This window comes from Glutamicibacter soli, assembly GCF_052322135.1.
Classification (GTDB): domain Bacteria; phylum Actinomycetota; class Actinomycetes; order Actinomycetales; family Micrococcaceae; genus Glutamicibacter; species Glutamicibacter soli.
In genome coordinates, this window is sequence record NZ_CM125969.1 from 102,028 (window position 1) to 124,210 (window position 22,183).

Sequence of the window (22,183 nt, forward strand, 5' to 3'; positions counted from 1 at the left end):
GACTTTGCAAGGACGAATCCACCGGACCACCATGGTTGGTTTGTGTGCTTCGTGATTGTTACGGCGGTCATAGCGTGGGGGAAACGCCCGGTCCCATACCGAACCCGGAAGCTAAGGCCCATTGCGCCGATGGTACTGCACTCGTGAGGGTGTGGGAGAGTAGGTCACCGCCGGACTTAACTTGAGAAGTGGGAGGCTCCAACAGTGTTGGGGCCTTCTGCTGTTTAACCCGGTCGGTGCTTGGGCGCCTGGCGGGTGGCTGGTGCGGTGGGGGAGCGGTGGCTCCCCCGTTTCGTTGTTTAACCTGGGTTTTCGGTGGCGGCGCGGTGCCCTCTGGGCGGTCTGGGGTGCTGTCCTGCGGCCGGCCCCGTGGGGATGGCGTGGGGCAAGGCAGTTTGGTAGTGGGGGAGCAGAAGTTCCCCCGTTTTCCTGTTTATGCGGAGTTCAGCTGCAAGGTTAACTTTTAGTGCTCTGTGTCGAGTTGTCCAATACCGGGACTCGGCCCCTCAAGCTGCGGAGCTTATGTTGGCAGTATTCTGCTGATTAGCTAGTCGAAATCTATGAACCTTGAGTTGGCGATGCTAATTCGGCAGTATTCTACCGAATTGTTTACCTCTTGAGGCTATGATGATTAGACTGCTACTTACGGCGATATTCTGCCGGTCTGGAGATTCTCATGAGTTCATTGTCGGAGATCGGCGCAGTGATTCAATCAGTGCGTAAGGAGAACGGCCTTACTCAGGAACAGCTTGCCGACCTGGCTGGAATCTCTGAACGAACATTGAGATCGATGGAAAGTGGGCAGGGCAACCCATCTTTTAGCGCCGTTGTTTCAACTGCATCCGTATTGGGAATAAAGCTCATGGTGGAGAAGTGACCTACGAACTTCAGGATCTCAAACAAGTACAAGAGGCGGATGTCTACTACGAGGATGTATTGCCGGGAAGCTAGCTCGACGTCAAGACGGCAGCGTGGTGTTCTCCTACTCCGACTCATATTTGGCTTCGGGTGCACCGCGCATTGCATCCTCTTTGCCGACCCGCGAAGGGCCGTATACCGGCGCACGGGGTGCCCTTCCCTCCTTCTTCTCAGGGATGCTTCCTGAGGGTCACAGGCTCACAGTGCTGAAGCATGCGGCTAAGACGAGCATGTCAGACGAGCTGACACTGCTCATGATCGTAGGGGCGGATACACCGGGCAACGTCAGCATCGTCCCTGCCGGAACAGCGCTGACGCAACCGCCGGCACTTGCAGAATTTTTGAAACCTTCTGAACTGGACTTCACAGCCTTGGCGAAGTCGCTTGATCTGCACTCAATTCCTGGGGTTCAGGAAAAGATCAGCGCCACGATGCTTACTACGCCGATGTCATTGGCTGGGAATGCATACATGCTCAAATTGGATCCACGCGATCATCCACATCTCATCGTAAATGAAGCAGCACCTCTCGCTGCAGCAAGGTTTCTGAAACTCCCTGTCGTGAAGAGCAAGCTGGTCCATGACGCGCATCAACTTGGAGGACTGCTGGTTGAACGTTTCGGCAGAGTGTACAGAGCTGGTGTATCTGGATCGAAGAAGTTGGCATTGGATGACGCTACGCAGGTGCTGAACCCTCCACCGAGCGCGAAGTACTTGGTAACCTCCGAGGAAGTATCCGAAGCCCTGGCTCGGAATTGGCACGCTCCACTCCTTGCCAAGAGGAACCTCTACATTCAGTTTCTCTTCGCATGGCTCAGTGGCAACGGTGACTTACATGGAAAGAACGTATCCATGCTGGCTGGCCAAGACGGACGCTTCGCGATTGCACCAATTTACGATGTTCCGTGCACTTTAATCTATGGCGACGATACATTGGCCCTCACGGTTGCGGGCAAGACAAAGAACCTCCGCCGTAAGCACTGGGAAGAGTTTGCGCGGGTACTCGGCCTGACCGATAAAGCCGCAGCTTCCGCAAACCAGCTGGCCCTGAGGGCAGCGAACAGCATCGACCTGAGCGCGCTTCCTTTCAGTGGATCCCCTCTACGCGGGACACAAAGGGAGCTGCGTTTTCGCCGGCTAGCAGTCAGCTGAAGCATCAGTCGTTACATGCTCGGTGCTATTCTCGGGAAATCTTCTTCGGGCGCTAGTTCTCTTGGCTCGTTCGTAGCCAAACGAGCAGTCTTGGGCAGAGGTAGCCAGTTTCATCGTTGATCCTGCTGTGGCGCGAAGGCGGAACGGTTGCTCGCCCCATACTGGCGTTCCTTGGACGAGTGGTGTCCACAAAACTGAATGATCGAGCGTTGGCGAACACTAGTTTGCATGCACACCTGTTGTTGGCCGGGAATCCAGGTTCACGCCATACGTTGCCTTCGCCGAGCTAGCACACTCTTTCGCTCATGCATTACTATCGAACCCGCATCACGGCAGATCTGCTGGCCTGAGGGCAGGCAACGGTCAAAGACCTCTTATCGGTGTGAATATCTGCAAACTGCAGGGGAAATCGTCCAGCATGTTGCCCAGAAGGCCACGGCGTTCTACCTATGGTAGGGCCGAGACTAATTTACGCGCCTTGGTCTGAAGCTGGCGCTGAACGGGCAACAGAGGTTCTAGAAGCCTTTCGCCCCGATGGGCAGCGCCGGCTATCGGAAGCACAGCAGGCCCGCACGCTTCGCTTCCAGCCACATGCCATACTCCGTCTTGCCAACCATACCTTTGCAAGTAGACGGATCGAAAGTACGTTCGAGTGAGCCAGTCGTGGTTCCCTGCGAGCAACTGCAGCTCCGGCGACCGGAGGCTCTTGACTTCGAACCGCGGCGGAAGCAACCCGATCAATAGATGCTGCCGGGCGCTCACAGGTGTTGGCGGGTTGCCAGAATGCCGGTGCCAGCAGAACCGATGTACTACGAGATATTGCAACTGCGCAGAATTGGCAAGGTCGTTTGGAAGAACGATCATGAGCTCTGCACCGTGACTGAAGTTTGGGCAGAGCGCGGCGAAGTACTGGTGCAATATTGAGACTGCCTAAGAGTGCCCCATCAAAATCATTGGAAGCAGGGATCTTAATACAGGCTCCCCAGATGCAGCAGGCTGTCGTGCACGGGGTGGGAGTCCACAACAACGACGTGAACGGTTGGGAGTCTTATGGGCCTTCGCCGGCAAGGACGTTTCGCAAGTTTCCGGAAGGTGATTCCAGGAGCGTGAAAGGGCCGGCCCGGGGTCGGGCGGAATCCACACTGTAGATTGCTGCCCATCAGTCGACTGGGCTCGTTATTGCTTCCTGCGCTCATGGGCATACAAAAAACATCGATTATCGGGATCCAGAAATGGCCTCGTTTTTATGTGTCCACGCTCACCGCCCCGCAGCACCCCGCCGATTTGCAGACCCCCGACAACCCGTGTATAGTTTTTCCTTGTCGCCACGAGCCGGACGGAACACCAACCGACCAGGACGAGGCGGCGAAAACCCCGGAAAATCAAGGTTTTCCACACCATGTGTGGATAAGCTGGAATTGAATGGGAATCAAAGAATACTGGTTCAAATCACAAAGAATCGATTTGACTTTCAGAATTCAATGATTATAGAATATGAATATAACGCTGGACGATATCGCCTCCTGGAATGGGGTGGCGGAGAACCGGTAAGTGTTTGTTGTTTGAGAACTCAATAGTGTGCCAAGTTTGTTGATACCAAATTATTTTTTGTTTGGTGAATACGAAACATTTTGCTTGGGATGATGCACCCCCGTGTGTTGTTCCGAGTGTTTTTATTCGCCAGGATTTCATCACCACGTGTGGCCCCGTCTTTTTCCGGTGGGGTTGTGGTGGCTTTTTGTTTTTTATGGAGAGTTTGATCCTGGCTCAGGATGAACGCTGGCGGCGTGCTTAACACATGCAAGTCGAACGATGAAGCCCAGCTTGCTGGGTGGATTAGTGGCGAACGGGTGAGTAACACGTGAGTAACCTGCCCCTGACTCTGGGATAAGCCCGGGAAACTGGGTCTAATACCGGATATGACTTTTGACCGCATGGTTGAGGGTGGAAAGATTTATCGGTTGGGGATGGACTCGCGGCCTATCAGCTTGTTGGTGAGGTAATGGCTCACCAAGGCGACGACGGGTAGCCGGCCTGAGAGGGTGACCGGCCACACTGGGACTGAGACACGGCCCAGACTCCTACGGGAGGCAGCAGTGGGGAATATTGCACAATGGGCGCAAGCCTGATGCAGCGACGCCGCGTGAGGGATGACGGCCTTCGGGTTGTAAACCTCTTTCAGTAGGGAAGAAGCGAAAGTGACGGTACCTGCAGAAGAAGCGCCGGCTAACTACGTGCCAGCAGCCGCGGTAATACGTAGGGCGCAAGCGTTATCCGGATTTATTGGGCGTAAAGAGCTCGTAGGCGGTTTGTCGCGTCTATCGTGAAAGTCCGAGGCTCAACCTCGGATCTGCGGTGGGTACGGGCAGACTAGAGTGATGTAGGGGAGACTGGAATTCCTGGTGTAGCGGTGAAATGCGCAGATATCAGGAGGAACACCGATGGCGAAGGCAGGTCTCTGGGCATTTACTGACGCTGAGGAGCGAAAGCATGGGGAGCGAACAGGATTAGATACCCTGGTAGTCCATGCCGTAAACGTTGGGCACTAGGTGTGGGGGACATTCCACGTTTTCCGCGCCGTAGCTAACGCATTAAGTGCCCCGCCTGGGGAGTACGGCCGCAAGGCTAAAACTCAAAGGAATTGACGGGGGCCCGCACAAGCGGCGGAGCATGCGGATTAATTCGATGCAACGCGAAGAACCTTACCAAGGCTTGACATGTTCCAGATCGCCTCAGAGATGGGGTTTCCCTTCGGGGCTGGTTCACAGGTGGTGCATGGTTGTCGTCAGCTCGTGTCGTGAGATGTTGGGTTAAGTCCCGCAACGAGCGCAACCCTCGTTCCATGTTGCCAGCGGGTTATGCCGGGGACTCATGGGAGACTGCCGGGGTCAACTCGGAGGAAGGTGGGGATGACGTCAAATCATCATGCCCCTTATGTCTTGGGCTTCACGCATGCTACAATGGCCGGTACAATGGGTTGCGATACTGTGAGGTGGAGCTAATCCCTAAAAGCCGGTCTCAGTTCGGATTGGGGTCTGCAACTCGACCCCATGAAGTCGGAGTCGCTAGTAATCGCAGATCAGCAACGCTGCGGTGAATACGTTCCCGGGCCTTGTACACACCGCCCGTCAAGTCACGAAAGTTGGTAACACCCGAAGCCGATGGCCTAACCACCTTGTGTGGGGGGAGTCGTCGAAGGTGGGACTGGCGATTGGGACTAAGTCGTAACAAGGTAGCCGTACCGGAAGGTGCGGCTGGATCACCTCCTTTCTAAGGAGCTAACCAGTTTTGGTTGCCCATGTCTGTGCCCGAGTGTGGTGCAGGTGGGTTGCTCGAGGGTGGAATGTCAATGAACTCAACACCGGGAAACGGGTTTTCGAGGGCGATCGTGTGGTTGTTTTCGGGGGTTCGGGTGTTGGCATGGTTTGTGTTGTGTGGCGTGTGTGGTTTAGTACGCAGTGCCGGCCCTCTTGTGGGGTTGGTGGTGTTGGAAGGGCGCATGGGTCATGGGATGCGAATGGGTATGTTTGGTGCACTGTTGGGTTTTGAGGCAACAAGCCTCCTGGCCGCCTGGTCCCTTTGCGGGGTTTGGTGGTTGGGTGCTTGGTGTTTCGGTGTTTGTCCTGTGTCTGCTGGCATGGTGTCCTGGCTGGTCCTTTTGGGGCTGGTGTGTGGGGTGCTGTTGTTGGGGGTGCGGGGTTGTTGTTTGGGAACTGTATAGTGAACGCGAGCATCTTGCAGACAAGATGAGCTGTGCGTGCCTGTCCTGGGTGTGTGTGGTGTTTGAGTCTTGTTTGTAGTGATTTTGTTGATTGTTTTATAGCTCAATTTTTGAGAACTTTGTTTTGTGTTGAAGTTTTTAAGGGCGCACGGTGGATGCCTTGGCATCAAGAGCCGATGAAGGACGTGGGAATCTGCGATAAGCCTGGTGGAGTCGATAACCGGACGTTGAGGCCAGGATTTCCGAATGGGGGAACCCCGCACCATGTTATGTGGTGTGACCTGCAGCTGAATGTATAGGCTGTGTGGAGGGAACGCGGGGAAGTGAAACATCTCAGTACCCGCAGGAAGAGAAAACAATAGTGATTCCGTTAGTAGTGGCGAGCGAACGCGGATGGGGCTAAACCGGTTGGTGTGTGATAGCGGATAGGCGTTGCATCATCGGGGTTGTGGGGTCCACATGTACCAGTTCTATCTACGCTGGTGGGATGAGGTGCAGGCGTATAGGTGAATCGGTTGGAATGCCGGACCAGAGAGGGTGATAGTCCCGTAGGTGTAATGCGTGTCTGCCGTTCTTGTGTGGATGCCCGAGTAGCACGGGGCCCGTGAAACCTTGTGTGAATCTGCCAGGACCACCTGGTAAGCCTGAATACTACTTGATGACCGATAGTGAATCAGTACCGTGAGGGAATGGTGAAAAGTACCCCGGGAGGGGAGTGAAATAGTACCTGAAACCGTGCGCTTACAATCCGTTAGAGCAGCCACTTGTGGTTGTGATGGCGTGCCTTTTGAAGAATGAGCCTGCGAGTTAGTGTTACGTCGCGAGGTTAACCCGTGGGGGGAAGCCGTAGCGAAAGCGAGTCTGAATAGGGCGAGTGAGTGGCGTGATCTAGACCCGAAGCGAAGTGATCTACCCATGGCCAGGTTGAAGCGCGTGTAAGAGCGTGTGGAGGACCGAACCCACTTCAGTTGAAAATGGAGGGGATGAGCTGTGGGTAGGGGTGAAAGGCCAATCAAACTTCGTGATAGCTGGTTCTCCCCGAAATGCATTTAGGTGCAGCGTTGCGTGTTTCTTGCTGGAGGTAGAGCTACTGGATAGGCGATGGGCCCTACAAGGTTACTGACCTTAGCCAAACTCCGAATGCCGGTAAGTCAGAGCGCAGCAGTGAGACTGTGGGGGATAAGCTTCATAGTCGAGAGGGAAACAGCCCAGAACGCCAACTAAGGCCCCTAAGCGTGTGCTAAGTGGGAAAGGATGTGGAGTTGCTGTGACAACCAGGAGGTTGGCTTAGAAGCAGCCACCCTTGAAAGAGTGCGTAATAGCTCACTGGTCAAGTGATTCCGCGCCGATAATGTAGCGGGGCTCAAGCACACCGCCGAAGTTGCGTCATTCAAACATGTCATTGGCCTTTGTGGTCCAGTGGTTTGGATGGGTAGGGGAGCGTCGTGTGGACGGTGAAGTCGCGGTGGAAACCAGCGGTGGAGGCCACACGAGTGAGAATGCAGGCATGAGTAGCGAATGACGGGTGAGAAACCCGTCCGCCGAATGATCAAGGGTTCCAGGGTCAAGCTAATCTGCCCTGGGTTAGTCGGGACCTAAGGCGAGGCCGACAGGCGTAGTCGATGGACAACGGGTTGATATTCCCGTACCGGCGAAGGACCGCCCATACTGAGCAATGGATGCTAACCATGACGGATTCCAGCGTTGATGCCTTTTAGGTGTCTTGTTGGTTGGTGTGGTGGGAACCGATGTTGTGAGGTCAGCGTATTAACAGGTGTGACGCAGGAAGGTAGCCGAGCCAGGCAATGGAATTGACCTGGTCCAAGGGTGTAGGAAGAACGGTAGGCAAATCCGCTGTTCATTGTTTCTGAGACCTGATAGGCGCCCCGTTTGTGGGGTGATTCGGTGATCCTATGCTGCCTAGAAAAGCATCGGCGCGAGGTCCCAGTCCGCCCGTACCCTAAACCGACACAGGTGATCAGGTAGAGAATACTAAGGCGATCGAGAGAATCATGGTTAAGGAACTCGGCAAAATGCCCCCGTAACTTCGGAAGAAGGGGGGCCTGCCCCGTGAACCACCCTTGCGGTGGGGAGGCGGGTGTGGGCCGCAGAGACCAGGGGGAAGCGACTGTTTACTAAAAACACAGGTCCGTGCGAAGTCGCAAGACGATGTATACGGACTGACTCCTGCCCGGTGCTGGAAGGTTAAGAGGACCGGTTAGCACACTTGTGTGCGAAGCTGAGAATTTAAGCCCCAGTAAACGGCGGTGGTAACTATAACCATCCTAAGGTAGCGAAATTCCTTGTCGGGTAAGTTCCGACCTGCACGAATGGAGTAACGACTTCCCCGCTGTCTCAACCATGAACTCGGCGAAATTGCAGTACGAGTAAAGATGCTCGTTACGCGCAGCAGGACGGAAAGACCCCGAGACCTTTACTATAGTTTGGTATTGGTGTTCGGTGCAGCTTGTGTAGGATAGGTGGGAGACTGTGAAGCTCGGACGCTAGTTCGGGTGGAGTCATCGTTGAAATACCACTCTGGCTGTACCGGTCACCTAACTTCGGACCATGATCTGGTTCAGGGACAGTGCCTGATGGGTAGTTTAACTGGGGCGGTTGCCTCCTAAAATGTAACGGAGGCGCCCAAAGGTTCCCTCAGCCTGGTTGGCAATCAGGTGTTGAGTGTAAGTGCACAAGGGAGCTTGACTGTGAGAGTGACAGCTCGAGCAGGGACGAAAGTCGGGACTAGTGATCCGGCGGCACCTCGTGGAAGGGCCGTCGCTCAACGGATAAAAGGTACCTCGGGGATAACAGGCTGATCTTGCCCAAGAGTCCATATCGACGGCATGGTTTGGCACCTCGATGTCGGCTCGTCGCATCCTGGGGCTGGAGTAGGTCCCAAGGGTTGGGCTGTTCGCCCATTAAAGCGGTACGCGAGCTGGGTTTAGAACGTCGTGAGACAGTTCGGTCCCTATCCGCTGCGCGCGTTGGAAATTTGAGAAGGGCTGTCCTTAGTACGAGAGGACCGGGACGGACGAACCTCTGGTGTGTCAGTTGTACTGCCAAGTGCATCGCTGATTAGCTACGTTTGGAAGGGATAACCGCTGAAAGCATCTAAGCGGGAAGCCTGCTTCGAGATGAGATTTCCATCCACCTTGTGTGGGTGAGGCCCCCAGCTAGATTACTGGGTTGATAGGCAGGATGTGGAAGCAAGGACCAAAGACTTGTGTAGCTGACCTGTACTAATAGGCCGATGGCTTACAACACACTATCAAAACTGTGTGTCAACAAAATACGTTTTTCTGATTTTTCGCGTTCACTATGCGGTTACGAGACAACAACCTCGAACCACAAAATAAGAGACTTTGCAAGGACGAATCCACCGGATTACCAGTGGTTTGTGTGCTTCGTGATTGTTACGGCGGTCATAGCGTGGGGGAAACGCCCGGTCCCATACCGAACCCGGAAGCTAAGGCCCATTGCGCCGATGGTACTGCACTCGTGAGGGTGTGGGAGAGTAGGTCACCGCCGGACTTAACTTGGTGCGTGTGGTCCTGGACTTGTCAGTCCGGGGCCGCACGTGGTTAACGGGAGGCCCTGACACGTCATGTGTCGGGGCCTCCCGCTATTTAAAACCCCGATTCCGGGCCGATAATTGACTTAGACAATGGAGTTCCGGACCAAGATTGATTTCCTGCTAAACGCCTTTTTGTCGCTAACCTGTTCTTAAGCGCTCACCGCGAACTCATTTCCGCGGTTCAGCGACAGACATCGAGATGAATCGAGGACTCAGGTTTTGAGAACTTACATCGTAACTGGAGCAGGATCCGGAATCGGCATGGCAACCGCAGAACTTCTGCGCGAACGCGGCCAGAAGGTGATCGGCGTGGACCTTCGCGGTGCTGAAATCACCGCAGATCTCTCTACCCCCGAGGGACGCAAGGCTGCCATTGAAGAGACGCTGCGCTTGAGCGAGGGCAAGATCGACGCAGTGATCGCAGCTGCTGGCATTTCCGCTCCCAAGGCGCTGACCGTTGCCGTCAACTTCTTCGGCGTCACCCAGTACCTCGAGGGACTGCTGCCGGCACTGTCTCAGTCCGAGGCCCCACGCGTTGCCGTGGTGTCCTCGATGGCGTCGCTGCAGCCGAACTCGGTCGAGCTTGTCGACGCCCTGCTGTCGGGCGACGAAGACGCTGCACTGGCCATCGGCAAGTCCCTGGAAGAGCAGGGCCCGAGGACTGGCTACCTGAACTACCCGTCGTCCAAGCGTGCCCTCAGCCGCTGGGTCCGCCGCGAATGCATCACCCCCGCCTGGGCCGGCGCCGGCATCCCACTGAACGCCGTGGCGCCAGGCACCGTGATCACCAACATGACGCGCGAGATGCTTTCGACCGAAGAGGGCCGTGCCGGCGTTGACGCCCACGTGCCAATGCCGCTGAACTACCACTCGGAAGCGGTTGTCATCGCCAAGCTGCTGCTCTGGCTGACCAGCGAGGAAAACACCCACGTCACCGGCCAGACCATCTACATCGACGGCGGCGCGGATGCCTCGCTGCGCGGCGATGATATCTGGAGCTGATTCTAGGCACGCGAAGCCTGCTGACCGCAGCGAACTGTTGCGGATTTCAGGCTTTCCCATGTATCTGCTGCCCCGAACACCTCGGTGTTCGGGGCAGCAGCTGTTTAAGCCGTGGGTGGAGGACTCCCGGAGCCGAACCCTATTTCAGAAGAACTGGTTACAGTGTGTAATAGGTTTAGCCCGATCTTCTACGAAGGAGCAGCTCCTTGACTACCGAATTGCCTGATGTCCTGAAGTACCGCGACGACGCCATTCGCCCGCAGGACGACCTGTACCGCCATAGCAACGGCAAATGGTTCGAGACGGCGACCATCCCCAGCGACCAGGGCATTTACGGCTCCTTCATGGAACTGCGCGACGAGGCCGAGGCCGCTGTGCACGCCATCATCGAAGACGCGGTCGCCGCGCACCAGTCCGGTGCCGAGATCGACGGCGCAACCCGGCGCATCGCCCACCTCTACGGGTCCTTCATGAACGAGCAGATCATCGAGGAGCGCGGCGCGGCCCCGGTGGCCAGCTACCTGGAAGCCATCACCCAGGTCCAGGACGTCCAGGGACTGCTCGAGCTCTCCGGCTCGTTCTACCGCAAGGGCATCAGCGGCTTCGTCGACATCGGCGCGATGAGCGACGCCGGAGACCCGGACCGCAACCTGCTGACCTTCCTGCAGGCGGGGCTTGGCCTGCCGGACGAGTCCTACTACCGCGAGGAGCAGTTCGCGCAGACCGTCGCGGACTACCGCGAGCACCTTGCGCGCCTGTTGGGCCTGGGAGGCATCGAGAACGCCGAATCCGCCGCGGAATCCGTGGTGCAGCTGGAAACCGCCATCGCCTCCCACCACTGGGACCGGGTCAAGGTGCGCGACGCGCAGGCCCGCTACAACCTGCTGACCGGCGAAGACCTGTTCGGCCTCATGCCGGGCCTGCGCGCCTGGCTGGATGGCGCCGGCATCGATCAGAAGTACTTCGGCGAAGTGGTGGTCTGGCAGCCGAGCTACATCGAGGCGCTCTCGGGGCTGCTGGCGGAGCAGCCGCTTCAGGCCTGGAAGAACTGGCTGACCGTGCAGGTGCTGCGCTCGTTCGCGCCGTACCTGTCCAGCGCATTCGTGAATGAGAACTTCGCCTTCTACTCGGCCAAGCTGGGCGGCGTGGAGAAGCTCAAGGACCGCTGGAAGCGCGGGGTTGCCTTCACCGAGGGCGCCGTCGGCGAGGACCTTGGCCAGCTCTACGTGGCCCGGAACTTCCCGCCGGAGGCCAAGACCGCCATGGACGCGCTGGTGCAGCGCCTGATCGAGGCCTACCGGATCTCCATCAGCAACCTGCCGTGGATGGGCGCGGACACCGTGCAGAAGGCTTTGGACAAGCTCTCCAAGTTCCGCCCGAAGATCGGCTACCCGGACCAGTGGATCGACTACTCGTCGATTCAGACCGACGAGCTGGACGTGATCGCCAACCGTGCAGCCGCCAACGAATTCGAGTTCAAGCGCGAGCTGAAGAAGATCGACGACGGGGTGGACCGTGAGCTGTGGTTCATGTACCCGCAGACCGTCAACGCCTACTACCACCCGCTGCTGAACGAGATCGCCTTCCCGGCCGCGATCCTGCGCCTGCCGTTCTTCGACGTCGACCGCGACATCGCCTCCAACTTCGGCGCCATCGGCGCGGTGATCGGCCACGAGATCGGGCACGGCTTCGACGACCAGGGCTCGCAGTACGACGGCAGCGGCCAGCTGACCAACTGGTGGACCGACGAGGACCGTGCAGCCTTCGAGAAGCTCACCGGCAAGCTGGTTGACCAGTACAACGCGCTGAGCCCGACCGAGGCCCCGGACCACCAGGTCAACGGCGCGCTGACGCTGGGCGAGAACATCGGCGACCTGGGCGGGCTGGGCATCGCCTACAAGGCCTACAAGCTCGAGCTCGCCGCCAACGGCATCGTCGAGGACGAGGTCATCGACGGCGTCACCGGCGACCAGCGCTTCTTCTATTCGTGGGCCGAGTGCTGGCGCACGCTGATCCGCCCGGAGACCGCGGTCATCCGGGTGACCACCGATCCGCATGCGCCCGGGGAGTTCCGCTGCAACCAGGTGCCGAAGAACCTGGACGCATTCCACAAGGCCTTCGAGACCAAGCCGGGGGACGGCATGTGGCTTGATCCGGAGGATCGTGTAGTGATCTGGTAGACCGATTGCCGGGCGCGGAAGGCACAGGCCTTCCGCGCCCGGCGCGTTAACCGCGCTGTGAGGTGTAAGTCTGGTCATGATCAGGCCAACACCCCCGGAATCACACGTAGAATGGGATACTGTGACTTCCGAAATTAATTCCGCACAGGCCCCTGATCCGAACGACCAGCGTCAGGTCCGCACCGATAAGCGCAACCAGCTGCAGGCACTTGGTGAGGAAGCCTACCCAGTTGGCGTTGCCCGCACCCATTCCCTGCAGGAGGTCCGCGAAAAGTACGCGCACCTGGAAGCGGGCCAAGAGACCGAGGACGTCGTCGGCATTGCCGGCCGCATCGTCTTCATGCGCAACACCGGCAAGCTGTGCTTCGCCACCCTTCAGGAGGGCGGCCCGCAGGGCGTCGGAGTCCGCCTGCAGGTCATGCTCTCGATGGCGAACGTCGGCAAAGAGCGCCTGGCCCAGTGGAAGTCGCTCGTCGACCTGGGCGACCATGTTTTCGTTTCCGGCAAGGTCATCTCATCGCGCCGCGGCGAGTTGTCCATCATGGCCGACTCCTTCCAGATGGCGTCCAAGGCGCTGCGCCCGCTGCCGGTGCTGCACGCCGACCTGAATGAGGAAACCCGCGTCCGCCAGCGCTACGCCGACCTGATCGTTCGCAACGAAGCCCGCGAGATGGTCTACAAGCGCGCCGCCATTGTCCGCGCCGTGCGCAACACCCTGGAGAACCACGAATACGTCGAGGTCGAAACCCCGATGCTGCAGCTGGTGCACGGCGGCGCCTCGGCCCGCCCGTTCAAGACCCACCTGAACGCGTTCGACCAGGAAATGACCCTGCGCATCGCGACCGAGCTGTACCTCAAGCGCTGCGTCGTGGGCGGCGTGGACCGCGTCTTCGAAGTGGGACGCATCTTCCGCAACGAAGGCGTCGACTCGACCCACTCGCCGGAGTTCACCACCCTGGAGTGCTACGAGGCCTACGCCGACCAGTACGTCATGGCCGACCGCATCAAGGAGATCATCCTCAACGCGGCGGACGCCATCGGTGCCGGCCGCACCATCGAGACCTCCAAGGGCACCGTCAACCTCGACGGCGAATGGCGCTGGCTGAGTGTCTACCCGGGCCTGTCGGAAGCTGTTGGCGTTCAGATTACCCCGGAGACCGAGGCCTCGGTGCTGCGCGAGATCGCCGAAAAGCACGAAGTGAAGTTCGACCCGGCCTGGGGCGCCCAGAAGCTGGTCATCGAGCTGTTCGGCGAGATCGTCGAGCCGACCCTGATCGACCCGACCTTCGTCTGCGACTACCCGCCGCTGGCCCAGCCGCTGGCACGCCCGCACCGTTCCAAGCCGGGTGTCATCGAAGCCTGGGACCTGATCATCGGCGGCATGGAGCGCGGCACCGCCTTCTCCGAGCTGATCGACCCGGTCATCCAGCGCGAGCGCCTGACCGAGCAGTCGCTGATGGCCGCCGGCGGGGATCCGGAAGCCATGCAGCTGGATGAGGACTTCCTGCGCGCACTTGAATACGGCGCCCCTCCAATGGGCGGCATCGGCCTGGGCATCGACCGTCTGGTCATGCTGTTTACCGATGTAGGTATTCGCGAGACAATCTTGTTCCCACTTCTCAAGCCGGAGGCGTAATTACCATGCCATTTGTAGAGGCGTTCGTTCCCAGCATCGCGCTTGGATTGCTTTTTTGGTACGTAATGAAAGCACTTACCAATGCAGACCGTAAAGAGCGGCAGGCGGAATCAGAAGCGGATGCGCTAATTGAGAACCGAACTGAATCGGATACTCGTTCAACGCGCGAATAAGCTATTCCTGATAATTCCTTGTGAATTGATCTTCTAATTCGAAATGTTTCGTATTAATGTCTATACTTGAGCTACGAAATTGGAGTAACGCTTGCAAGCACTACTCAACGACATTAGAGCCGGAGGGAATTCTCAAATGGCACGTCAGGTTCAAATTGCGCTGATTGATGATATTGATGGCAGTGAAGCAACCGAATCCATTGCCTTCAGCATCGCTGGTCAGCATTTTGAGATCGATTTGAACGATGAGCACGCTGCGCAATTCCATGCGGCCTTGGAGCCTTATATTGAGGCAGCGCGCTCCTCGAAGCAGACCGCAGCGAGTGAAGCCCCGGCAATTCGTGCCTGGGCCAAGGAAAACAACATCAAGGTAAACGCCCGTGGGCGCCTGAATGCCGATGTTGTCGACGCCTACAATGCAGCCATGCGCAAGGGTGGCCGCAACCGCGCCAAGTAATGCGAGCGCTAGGAATAAGCCTCTATTTTAGGAAGCCCGTACTTTTTAAGTGCGGGCTTCCTGCTTTAATCACTTGCTGAAGAAAATTTCTCTCGCTATTTACTTGGTGTACTAATAAATGAATTTCTATCTACTTGCGGTTATCTTCTCGAACCGAAGCGAACGCGAAGCGGCCGCATCGGTTATCCCCGTGGCGAACAAGGGAGAATTGCTGGCCCCGGGTGCGTAGCATCGAACTATTGGTAAGCAAGGAGTGTGCCGAAGATGTTTGAGAGATTTACCGACCGTGCCCGTCGAGTTGTCGTGCTCGCCCAGGAAGAGGCGCGCATGCTCAACCACAACTACATCGGCACCGAGCACCTGCTGCTCGGTCTAATCCACGAAGGCGACGGGGTGGCCGCGAAGGCCCTCGAGTCGCTGAATATTTCGCTGGGTGCCGTCCGTGAGCAGGTTCAGGAGATTATCGGCAAGGGCCAGCAGGCTCCTTCCGGTCACATCCCGTTCACTCCTCGCGCCAAGAAGGTTTTGGAGCTCTCGCTGCGCGAAGCGCTGCAGCTGGGCCACAACTACATCGGTACCGAGCACATCCTGCTCGGGCTGATTCGCGAAGGCGAGGGCGTCGCAGCCCAGGTGCTGGTCAAGCTCGGTGCCGACCTCGGTCGTGTGCGCCAGCAGGTCATCCAGCTGCTCTCCGGATACCAGGGCGGCAAGGAAACCGCCTCGGCCGGCGTCAGCTCGGGCGGCCAGCAGGAAGGCGTGCCGGCAGGCTCGGCAGTGCTGGACCAGTTCGGCCGCAACCTGACCGCGGCAGCCCGCGAGGGCAAGCTCGACCCGGTTATCGGCCGCGAGCACGAGATGGAACGCGTCATGCAGGTTCTCTCCCGCCGCACCAAGAACAACCCGGTCCTGATCGGTGAGCCGGGCGTCGGCAAGACCGCAGTCGTCGAGGGCCTGGCCCAGTCGATCGTGCGCGGCGACGTGCCCGAGACCATCAAGGACAAGCAGCTGTACACCCTGGACCTCGGTTCGCTGGTGGCAGGCTCCCGCTACCGCGGCGACTTCGAGGAACGCCTGAAGAAGGTCTTGAAGGAGATCCGCACCCGCGGCGACATCATCCTGTTCATCGACGAGATCCACACCCTGGTCGGTGCCGGTGCCGCCGAAGGTGCCATCGACGCGGCGTCGATCCTCAAGCCGATGCTGGCCCGTGGCGAGCTGCAGACCATCGGTGCCACCACCTTGGACGAGTACCGCAAGAACATCGAGAAGGATGCGGCCCTCGAGCGCCGCTTCCAGCCGATCCAGGTCAAGGAACCGTCCGTCGAGCTGACCACGCAGATCCTGCGCGGCCTGCGCGACCGCTACGAGGCGCACCACCGCGTGACCATCACCGACGGCGCGCTGCAGGCAGCGGCCCAGCTGGCGCACCGCTACATCTCGGATCGCTTCCTGCCGGACAAGGCGGTGGACCTGATCGACGAGGCCGGCGCGCGGCTGCGCATCCAGCGCATGACCGCTCCTCCAGCCCTGAAGGAGATGGACGAGGAGATCGCCACCGTCCGCCTCGAGAAGGAAGCTGCCATCGACGCGCAGGACTTCGAAGGCGCTGCATCGCTGCGCGACAAGGAGTCCAAGCTCATCGAGGCCCGCAACGAGAAGGAAAAGGCCTGGCGCAACGGCGACCTTGACGAAATTTCCGAGGTCACCGAGGATCTGATCGCCGAGGTTCTGGCGAACTCGACCGGCATCCCTGTCGTGAAGCTGACCGAGGAAGAGTCCACACGCCTGCTGAACATGGAAGACGAGCTGCACAAGCGCGTCATCGGCCAGGATTCGGCCATCAAGGCCATCTCCCAGGCAATCCGCCGCACCCGTGCAGGCCTGAAGGACCCGAACCGCCCGGGCGGCTCGTTCATCTTCGCCGGCCCGACCGGCGTGGGCAAGACCGAGCTGGCCAAGGCGCTGGCGGAGTTCCTCTTCGGTGAAGAAGACGCGCTGATCACCCTGGACATGTCCGAGTACTCGGAGAAGCACACCGTTTCCCGTCTGTTCGGTGCCCCTCCGGGCTACGTCGGCTACGAAGAAGGCGGTCAGCTGACCGAGAAGGTCCGCCGTCGTCCGTTCTCCGTGGTGCTGTTCGACGAGGTGGAAAAGGCCCACGCGGACCTGTTCAACTCGCTGCTGCAGATCCTTGAAGACGGCCGCTTGACCGACTCGCAGGGCCGGGTGGTGGACTTCAAGAACACCATCATCATCATGACCACGAACCTGGGTACCCGAGACATCTCCAAGGGTGTCATGACCGGTTTCCAGGCTTCGGGCGATACCCGCACCGGCTACGAGCGCATGCAGGCCAAGGTCCAGGAGGAGCTGCGCCAGCACTTCCGCCCTGAGTTCCTGAACCGCGTTGACGACATCGTGGTCTTCCCGCAGCTGAGTCAGGAAGAGATCGAGGAGATCGTCGACCTGTTCATCGGACGACTGCGCAAGCGTCTGGACGAGCGCGGCATCACCATTGAGCTGACCGCCGCCGCCCGCACCCTGCTGGCACAGCGAGGCTACGACCCGGCCATGGGCGCCCGCCCGCTGCGCCGCACGATCCAGCGCGACATCGAGGACCAGCTCTCCGAGAAGATCTTGTTCGGCCAGATCGTCACCGGCCAGAAGGTCACCGTGGACGTCGAAGGCGAGGACGAGCAGCGGAAGTTCGTCTTCCACGCCGAAGGCGGCCCCGGTGAACTTGAAGGCGAACCGGCACCGGCAGCGCTGGAAAGTTAGGGCAAGCACTAAACAACCCGCGGGGCGCGGACCTGGAGCAATCCAAGTCCGCGCCCTGCGGGCTTTAACATTCCTTGGGCAACCGGCCTGCTGGCCGGTAGGCTCGGAATATGTCTGCAGCTCGCAAATATTCCATATTGCTGATCGGGCTCGGCGCAGCGCTGCTGCTCTACGCAGGGTCCTATCTGCTACTGCGTGCGGGTCTTCCCGCCCAGCTGGTCCGCCACCTCGGGCCGGAGGGGGCAGGCTACGATTCGACGCCCCTGGTGCTGGGGGTGGTTGCCGCGATCGCTGCGGCTGCGTTCGGCATCGGGGTTTGGACCTGCAACGACCTCACATCGCTGGGGCACTGGTATGCCGGACCCAAAGCGATCGTCGTGTGTTCCCTGGCTGCCGGCTACGCGGTCCTGGCCTTGGGCCTGGGAATGATGCTGGCTGCCAGCATCCCCGGAGCCGAAGACCAAGGCGCGAACGTGATCGGATTCAGCTTGCTCGCGCTGCTAGCGGGTTTTAGCGCCGCGGACGCGGTGCTGAGCGGAATCCTGCCCGCGGCGCGGCCGGAGGCCCTGGGCTAGTTTCCGACGGCCTTGCCGACCAGCGCGGCGACCTGCGCCTCGAGCCGTTCGTCCAGCGAGGTGATGGCGTAGGCGGTCGGCCACATGCTTCCCTCATCAAGCTGGGCCGCGTCGTTGAACCCGAGGGTCAGGTAGCGGGCCCCGAACTTCTCCGCGTCCTGGACGAAGCACAGGATCTGTCCGTCCAACGCGTAAGCGGGCATCCCGTACCAGGTCCTGGGCTCGAGCTGTGGCGCGGTTGTGGTGATGATGTGGTGCAGCCGTTGGGCGATTTCCTTGTCGCTTCCGCTGTAGGAGGCGATCTTGACTTCAACGTCCTGGCGGGCTTGGGCCGCTTTTTCGGCTTTGGTCATGCGCTTCTTCGGGGCGCGGACCTCCGCCGCGCGTTCTTTCATGGCCGCTTTCTCCGCGGCGCTGAAGCCTTCCTGATCGGTGGTGGTCATGATGTTTGCTCCTAAGCTGCCTGATTGATGCGGATCATGTTGCCCGACGGATCCCGGAATGCGCAGTCGCGTGGTCCCCAAGGCTGCTGCATGGGTTCCTGCAGCACTTCGGCCCCGCCTGACGACAAGGAGTCGAACAGCGAATCGAGATCCGGCACGGTGAGCACCAGCCCTCCCATGGCGCCCTTGGCGACCAGCTCACCGAGCGCTTGCGCGTCCTCGTCGGAGCGGCCCGCGCCAGGCGTCGAGAGCACCAGATTCAGGCCGCCTTGGGCAGGGACGGACAGCGAGACCCAGCGGAACCCTGCGTTGGATACGTCGGAGACCACGTCCAGCCCCAAACCGTCACGGTAGAAGCCGAGGGCTTCGTCCACGTCCAGCACGGTGACCGGGATGTATTGCACTGAAATGTTTGTCATGGTTTCAGGCTAGGGGAGCCTGCTGCCGCGACGCTTCTCCAAAACTGCTCAGAATCTTTCGGGCCGCAGAAGGACCTTGGCAATGCATGACGGGATCTGTTCGGTCTGCGAATGCTCGCGTTCCCGGTAGGCCGAGGGGGACTCCCCGACGACTTCGGTGAAGCGGGTGCTGAAGGAGCCCAACGACGTCCATCCCACCTGCATGCAGGCATCCGTGACTCCCACCCCGGAACGCAGCAGGTGCATGGCCCGTTCGATGCGCCGGGTCAGCAGGTAGGAGTGCGGAGTTTCGCCGTAGGCCCGTTTGAACTCGCGCGAGAAGTGCGCCGGGGACATGAGCGCGCGCTGAGCCATGGCGGGCACGTCCAGCGGCTCTGCATAGTGCCGGTCCATCAAATCCCGTGCCCGGCGCAGGTGGGCCAGCGTTTTCAGCATCTTGGCATCCATGGGCTAGGAGCTCCTGCGGCGCCGGAACACCAGGAACAGGCCGAGCAGGGTGCAGCTGAGGTAGATGCAGACCACGGCGATCCAGCCAGCGGTGAAGCCGCCCGGGGAGCTGATCAGCAGGCCCATGGCCAGCGGGCCGATGGTGAATCCGCCGAACTGCCCTGCCGAGACGATGCCGCTGGCGCTGCCCATCCGGCTGATTGGAATGGCGCGCAGCAGGGCGGCCATCAACACCACCGAGACGCCCAGCGCCGACGCGCCGTGAAGCACCACGGCAAGCCACAGAAGCACGGCCGAATGAGCCTGCTGGGCCATCAGGAAGCCGAGGCCTCCGGCGGTGGCGAGCACTGCGAGCAGGAGCAGCAGCTTCGGCGCGGGAACGCCGCGGGACATCATCCTGCCCCAGCCCACGCGGGCGCTGACGCCCACCACTCCGGCCACTGCGGCGGTGAGGCCGCCTGCAACCAGCGAGAAATCCAGTTCGCGCACCGCAAAAAGCGGGATGTAGACGTTCGTCGCTTGGACGCCGATGCCGTTGATGAAACCGAAGAGGGCCAGCGCGAAAACGATGAAGCGGGTAGAGGCGGTATCCGGGCTGGCCGCCTGCCCGGACACCGAACGGGGCGCCGCGGCCGCCGGAGCCTGCAGCAGCGGGACCGCCGAGACCACCTTGATGGCAAGAACGCCCAGCAGCGCGGCGACCACGGCGCCAATCAGCGACGCGCCGTGCCAGCCGATGACCGCAGCGAGCATAGGGAAACCCACGCTGCCGATCAGCTGGGACACCTGGACGCCGGACTGCTTGATGCCAGTCCAGGCGATGCGTTGGTTCTTCGGCACCCGCTGGGCGAGAATGCGGTTGGTGACCCCGTTGGGAAATGACTGGGCGAAGCCCGAGATGCCGGAAGCAACCAGCAGGAAGGCGTACCCCGCCGGCAGCGCGGCAAAGCCCATGGCCAGCGCGGCCATGCCGAAGACCAGCAGGAGCAGCCGGATATCAGGTTGCCGATCGGCGAACTTGCCGAACGCCACGTTGCCGATGGCCGCGCAGCCGAAGCACACGGTGGCGAGCAACCCGAACTGGGTCTCGCTGATGCCCAGATCCCTGATGACCAGGTCGCTGGTGGCACTGAGTCCGTAGTTCAGCAGCGGGGCGATGCCAACCGCTGCAAGAAGGATGGATAGCAGCCCCATTCCCGGGCGAGCTGTGCTCTGCGACATTCTCATCCTTCACTTCAGCCGGTAGTCATCACCGACACCAAGTTTGGCACAGGTCACGTGGCACGGTGCGCTCCGTGACATATCGGCCGCGAAGCTCGAATCCATGATCCTGCGGGCATAGGATTTGAAAGGTGAATACTTTTACCGTCCGTTCAGCGAAGACCACCGATGTCCCTGCAATCCGGAACCTCGTGCGACCACTGGCCGAGGAGCGCATTCTGCTGGACAAGGAAGCGGTGACCTACTACGAGTCCATCCAGGAATTCGTGGTCGCTGAAGACGCAGACGGGAACGTAGTCGGTTGCGGCGGTCTTCACGTGATCTGGGAAGACATTGCAGAGATCAGGACCTTGGCCACCTCCGCAGATCTGCGTGGCAAGGGCGTGGGGCACGTACTGCTTAAGGAGCTGCTCCAGAGGGCACGCCAGGTAGGGGTGCACCGTGTCTTCTGCCTGACCTTCGAGGTGAAGTTCTTCGAGCGCCAGGGCTTCAGCGTCATGGCCGACCAGAGCGCCGTGGACCCGTCGGTGTACCAGGAAATTCTGTTGTCCCGCGACGAGGGTGTGGCCGAATTTCTGGACTTGGCTAGGGTCAAGCCGAATACGCTGGGCAACACCCGGATGATTATTTCCCTCTAGCTCAATCCTCCATGGTGTCGAACCGGGAACGGAAGACCAGAAACAGCGCATAGGACAGCAGGCCCGCGCCGACGAGTACCAGCGCAAAGGGGCCGAACTGCTGCTCGCCCAGAGCCTTCAACGCCCCGTCGATACCCGTCGATTCCTCGGGATCGCCCTGCACTGTGGAAACGATGAACAGCAGACCCGCCGCTGCCAGCACCAGGCCCTTGGCCGGATAGCCAACGACGCCCGAGACCGTAATCGCCTTGCGCAGGGCGCGATGGCCGGTGGTCTGCAGGTCCTTCAGGAATCCGCGAGTTATTCCGCGGTATACGAAATAGCCGCCGACCCCGATCAGCACCACTCCCAAGGCGATCAAGGCTCCGCGGCCTGCGGTGGAGCGCATCAGCATGGCGCTGAAGGAGCTGGTGGTCTGCCCCGAATCGCTCTGGTTGCCGAGAGCGAATTGCAAAAATGCGCCGCTGAGTCCGAGGAAAACTATTCCGGTGCCCGCGGATTTAAGCCTTCTGAACGCTTTGGGTTGGGGCAGCGCTGCCTGTGCGAGGGACCAGAGGCCCAGCAGGGCAGCTCCGATCGCGCAGACCCACAGGAGCACGATCCCCCAGGGTTGCCCGGCCAGCGTCTGCAGCGCCCCGCTCTGGTCGGCTTCGGCGCTGCCACCCCTGGCCAGCACCAAGGCAAGAAAACCGAGCGTCGCGTGCAGCACCGCATTGGCCACGTAGCCGAGCCGCGCCGCGCGTTGGAACCATGGGTTCCGGGCCGTCTGGCGTGCCTTGCCGGCAGCAGAAGAAATGTCCATGACCCTAGCTTAGGGGCGCATCCGTATTCTGGCACAGGCTTTCGG

Annotated in this window: 15 protein-coding genes and 4 rRNA genes; 14 read left to right on the forward strand and 5 right to left on the reverse strand. The window is 59.8% G+C overall.

Annotated features, from left to right (window positions below):
• Positions 1–59 precede the first annotated feature (59 nt).
• The 13 genes from rrf (ACTX90_RS00500) (at position 60) to ACTX90_RS00560 (ending at position 18,168) form a co-directional block, all read left to right on the forward strand.
• Positions 60–176: ribosomal RNA gene (gene rrf / locus ACTX90_RS00500) — 5S ribosomal RNA — on the forward strand.
• A gap of 500 nt (positions 177–676) precedes the next feature.
• Positions 677–877 carry a helix-turn-helix domain-containing protein gene (locus tag ACTX90_RS00505; RefSeq protein WP_047117849.1) on the forward strand — a complete coding sequence of 67 codons (201 nt, stop codon included), beginning with the start codon at positions 677–679 and terminating at the stop codon, positions 875–877.
• A 97-nt stretch (positions 878–974) separates the two neighbouring features.
• A complete protein-coding gene (locus tag ACTX90_RS00510; protein ID WP_443443968.1) occupies positions 975–2,069 on the forward strand; it encodes a type II toxin-antitoxin system HipA family toxin in 1,095 nt (364 codons plus the stop codon).
• Between the two features lie 1,744 nt (positions 2,070–3,813).
• Positions 3,814–5,339 (forward strand): 16S ribosomal RNA (locus ACTX90_RS00515).
• Between the two features lie 579 nt (positions 5,340–5,918).
• A 23S ribosomal RNA gene (locus tag ACTX90_RS00520) occupies positions 5,919–9,057 on the forward strand.
• Between the two features lie 150 nt (positions 9,058–9,207).
• Positions 9,208–9,324 (forward strand): 5S ribosomal RNA (gene rrf, locus ACTX90_RS00525).
• The 16S, 23S and 5S rRNA genes sit together here, the layout of an rRNA operon.
• Before the next feature lie 304 nt (positions 9,325–9,628).
• On the forward strand, positions 9,629–10,369 hold the full coding sequence (locus ACTX90_RS00530; RefSeq protein ID WP_047117703.1) for an SDR family oxidoreductase: 741 nt from the start codon (positions 9,629–9,631) through the stop codon (positions 10,367–10,369).
• Between the two features lie 206 nt (positions 10,370–10,575).
• Positions 10,576–12,549: a M13 family metallopeptidase gene (locus ACTX90_RS00535; RefSeq protein WP_082123729.1), complete on the forward strand. Its 1,974-nt coding sequence runs from the start codon at positions 10,576–10,578 to the stop codon at positions 12,547–12,549.
• Between the two features lie 76 nt (positions 12,550–12,625).
• Entirely contained in the window at positions 12,626–14,185 is a 1,560-nt protein-coding gene (lysS, locus tag ACTX90_RS00540; RefSeq protein WP_047117704.1) for a lysine--tRNA ligase, read from the forward strand.
• 5 nt (positions 14,186–14,190) lie between these two features.
• Complete coding sequence (locus ACTX90_RS00545; RefSeq protein WP_181728182.1) at positions 14,191–14,358, forward strand: hypothetical protein; 168 nt, start codon at positions 14,191–14,193, stop codon at positions 14,356–14,358.
• Between the two features lie 136 nt (positions 14,359–14,494).
• Complete coding sequence (locus tag ACTX90_RS00550; protein WP_047117705.1) at positions 14,495–14,815, forward strand: histone-like nucleoid-structuring protein Lsr2; 321 nt, start codon at positions 14,495–14,497, stop codon at positions 14,813–14,815.
• Between the two features lie 264 nt (positions 14,816–15,079).
• The gene (locus ACTX90_RS00555; protein WP_047117706.1) at positions 15,080–17,593 is read left to right on the forward strand and encodes an ATP-dependent Clp protease ATP-binding subunit; all 2,514 of its coding nucleotides are present in this window, start codon (positions 15,080–15,082) and stop codon (positions 17,591–17,593) included.
• Positions 17,594–17,703: 110 nt separating this feature from the next.
• Entirely contained in the window at positions 17,704–18,168 is a 465-nt protein-coding gene (locus ACTX90_RS00560; protein ID WP_146956171.1) for a hypothetical protein, read from the forward strand.
• Here ACTX90_RS00560 and ACTX90_RS00565 read toward each other — a convergent pair.
• From ACTX90_RS00565 to ACTX90_RS00580, 4 genes are read right to left on the reverse strand one after another with little or no spacing between them, the layout of a single operon-like run.
• Positions 18,165–18,611: an iron chaperone gene (locus ACTX90_RS00565; RefSeq protein WP_113608004.1), complete on the reverse strand. Its 447-nt coding sequence runs from the start codon at positions 18,609–18,611 to the stop codon at positions 18,165–18,167. The two genes, ACTX90_RS00560 and ACTX90_RS00565, sit on opposite strands and share 4 nt — an antisense overlap.
• A gap of 11 nt (positions 18,612–18,622) precedes the next feature.
• A complete protein-coding gene (locus tag ACTX90_RS00570; protein WP_047117709.1) occupies positions 18,623–19,030 on the reverse strand; it encodes a VOC family protein in 408 nt (135 codons plus the stop codon).
• 48 nt (positions 19,031–19,078) lie between these two features.
• The gene (locus ACTX90_RS00575) at positions 19,079–19,477 is read right to left on the reverse strand and encodes a helix-turn-helix domain-containing protein (protein WP_113608005.1); all 399 of its coding nucleotides are present in this window, start codon (positions 19,475–19,477) and stop codon (positions 19,079–19,081) included.
• A 3-nt stretch (positions 19,478–19,480) separates the two neighbouring features.
• Positions 19,481–20,698 (reverse strand): MFS transporter, encoded by a 1,218-nt coding sequence (locus ACTX90_RS00580; protein ID WP_181728183.1) that lies wholly within the window; start codon positions 20,696–20,698, stop codon positions 19,481–19,483.
• A gap of 131 nt (positions 20,699–20,829) precedes the next feature.
• Here ACTX90_RS00580 and ACTX90_RS00585 point away from each other — a divergent pair, with 131 nt between their 5' ends.
• Complete coding sequence (locus ACTX90_RS00585) at positions 20,830–21,336, forward strand: amino-acid N-acetyltransferase (protein WP_047117660.1); 507 nt, start codon at positions 20,830–20,832, stop codon at positions 21,334–21,336.
• A gap of 1 nt (position 21,337) precedes the next feature.
• On the opposite strand, the gene ACTX90_RS00590 is transcribed toward ACTX90_RS00585, so the two are convergent.
• Complete coding sequence (locus ACTX90_RS00590; protein WP_113608006.1) at positions 21,338–22,138, reverse strand: DUF1206 domain-containing protein; 801 nt, start codon at positions 22,136–22,138, stop codon at positions 21,338–21,340.
• Positions 22,139–22,183: the final 45 nt, after the last annotated feature.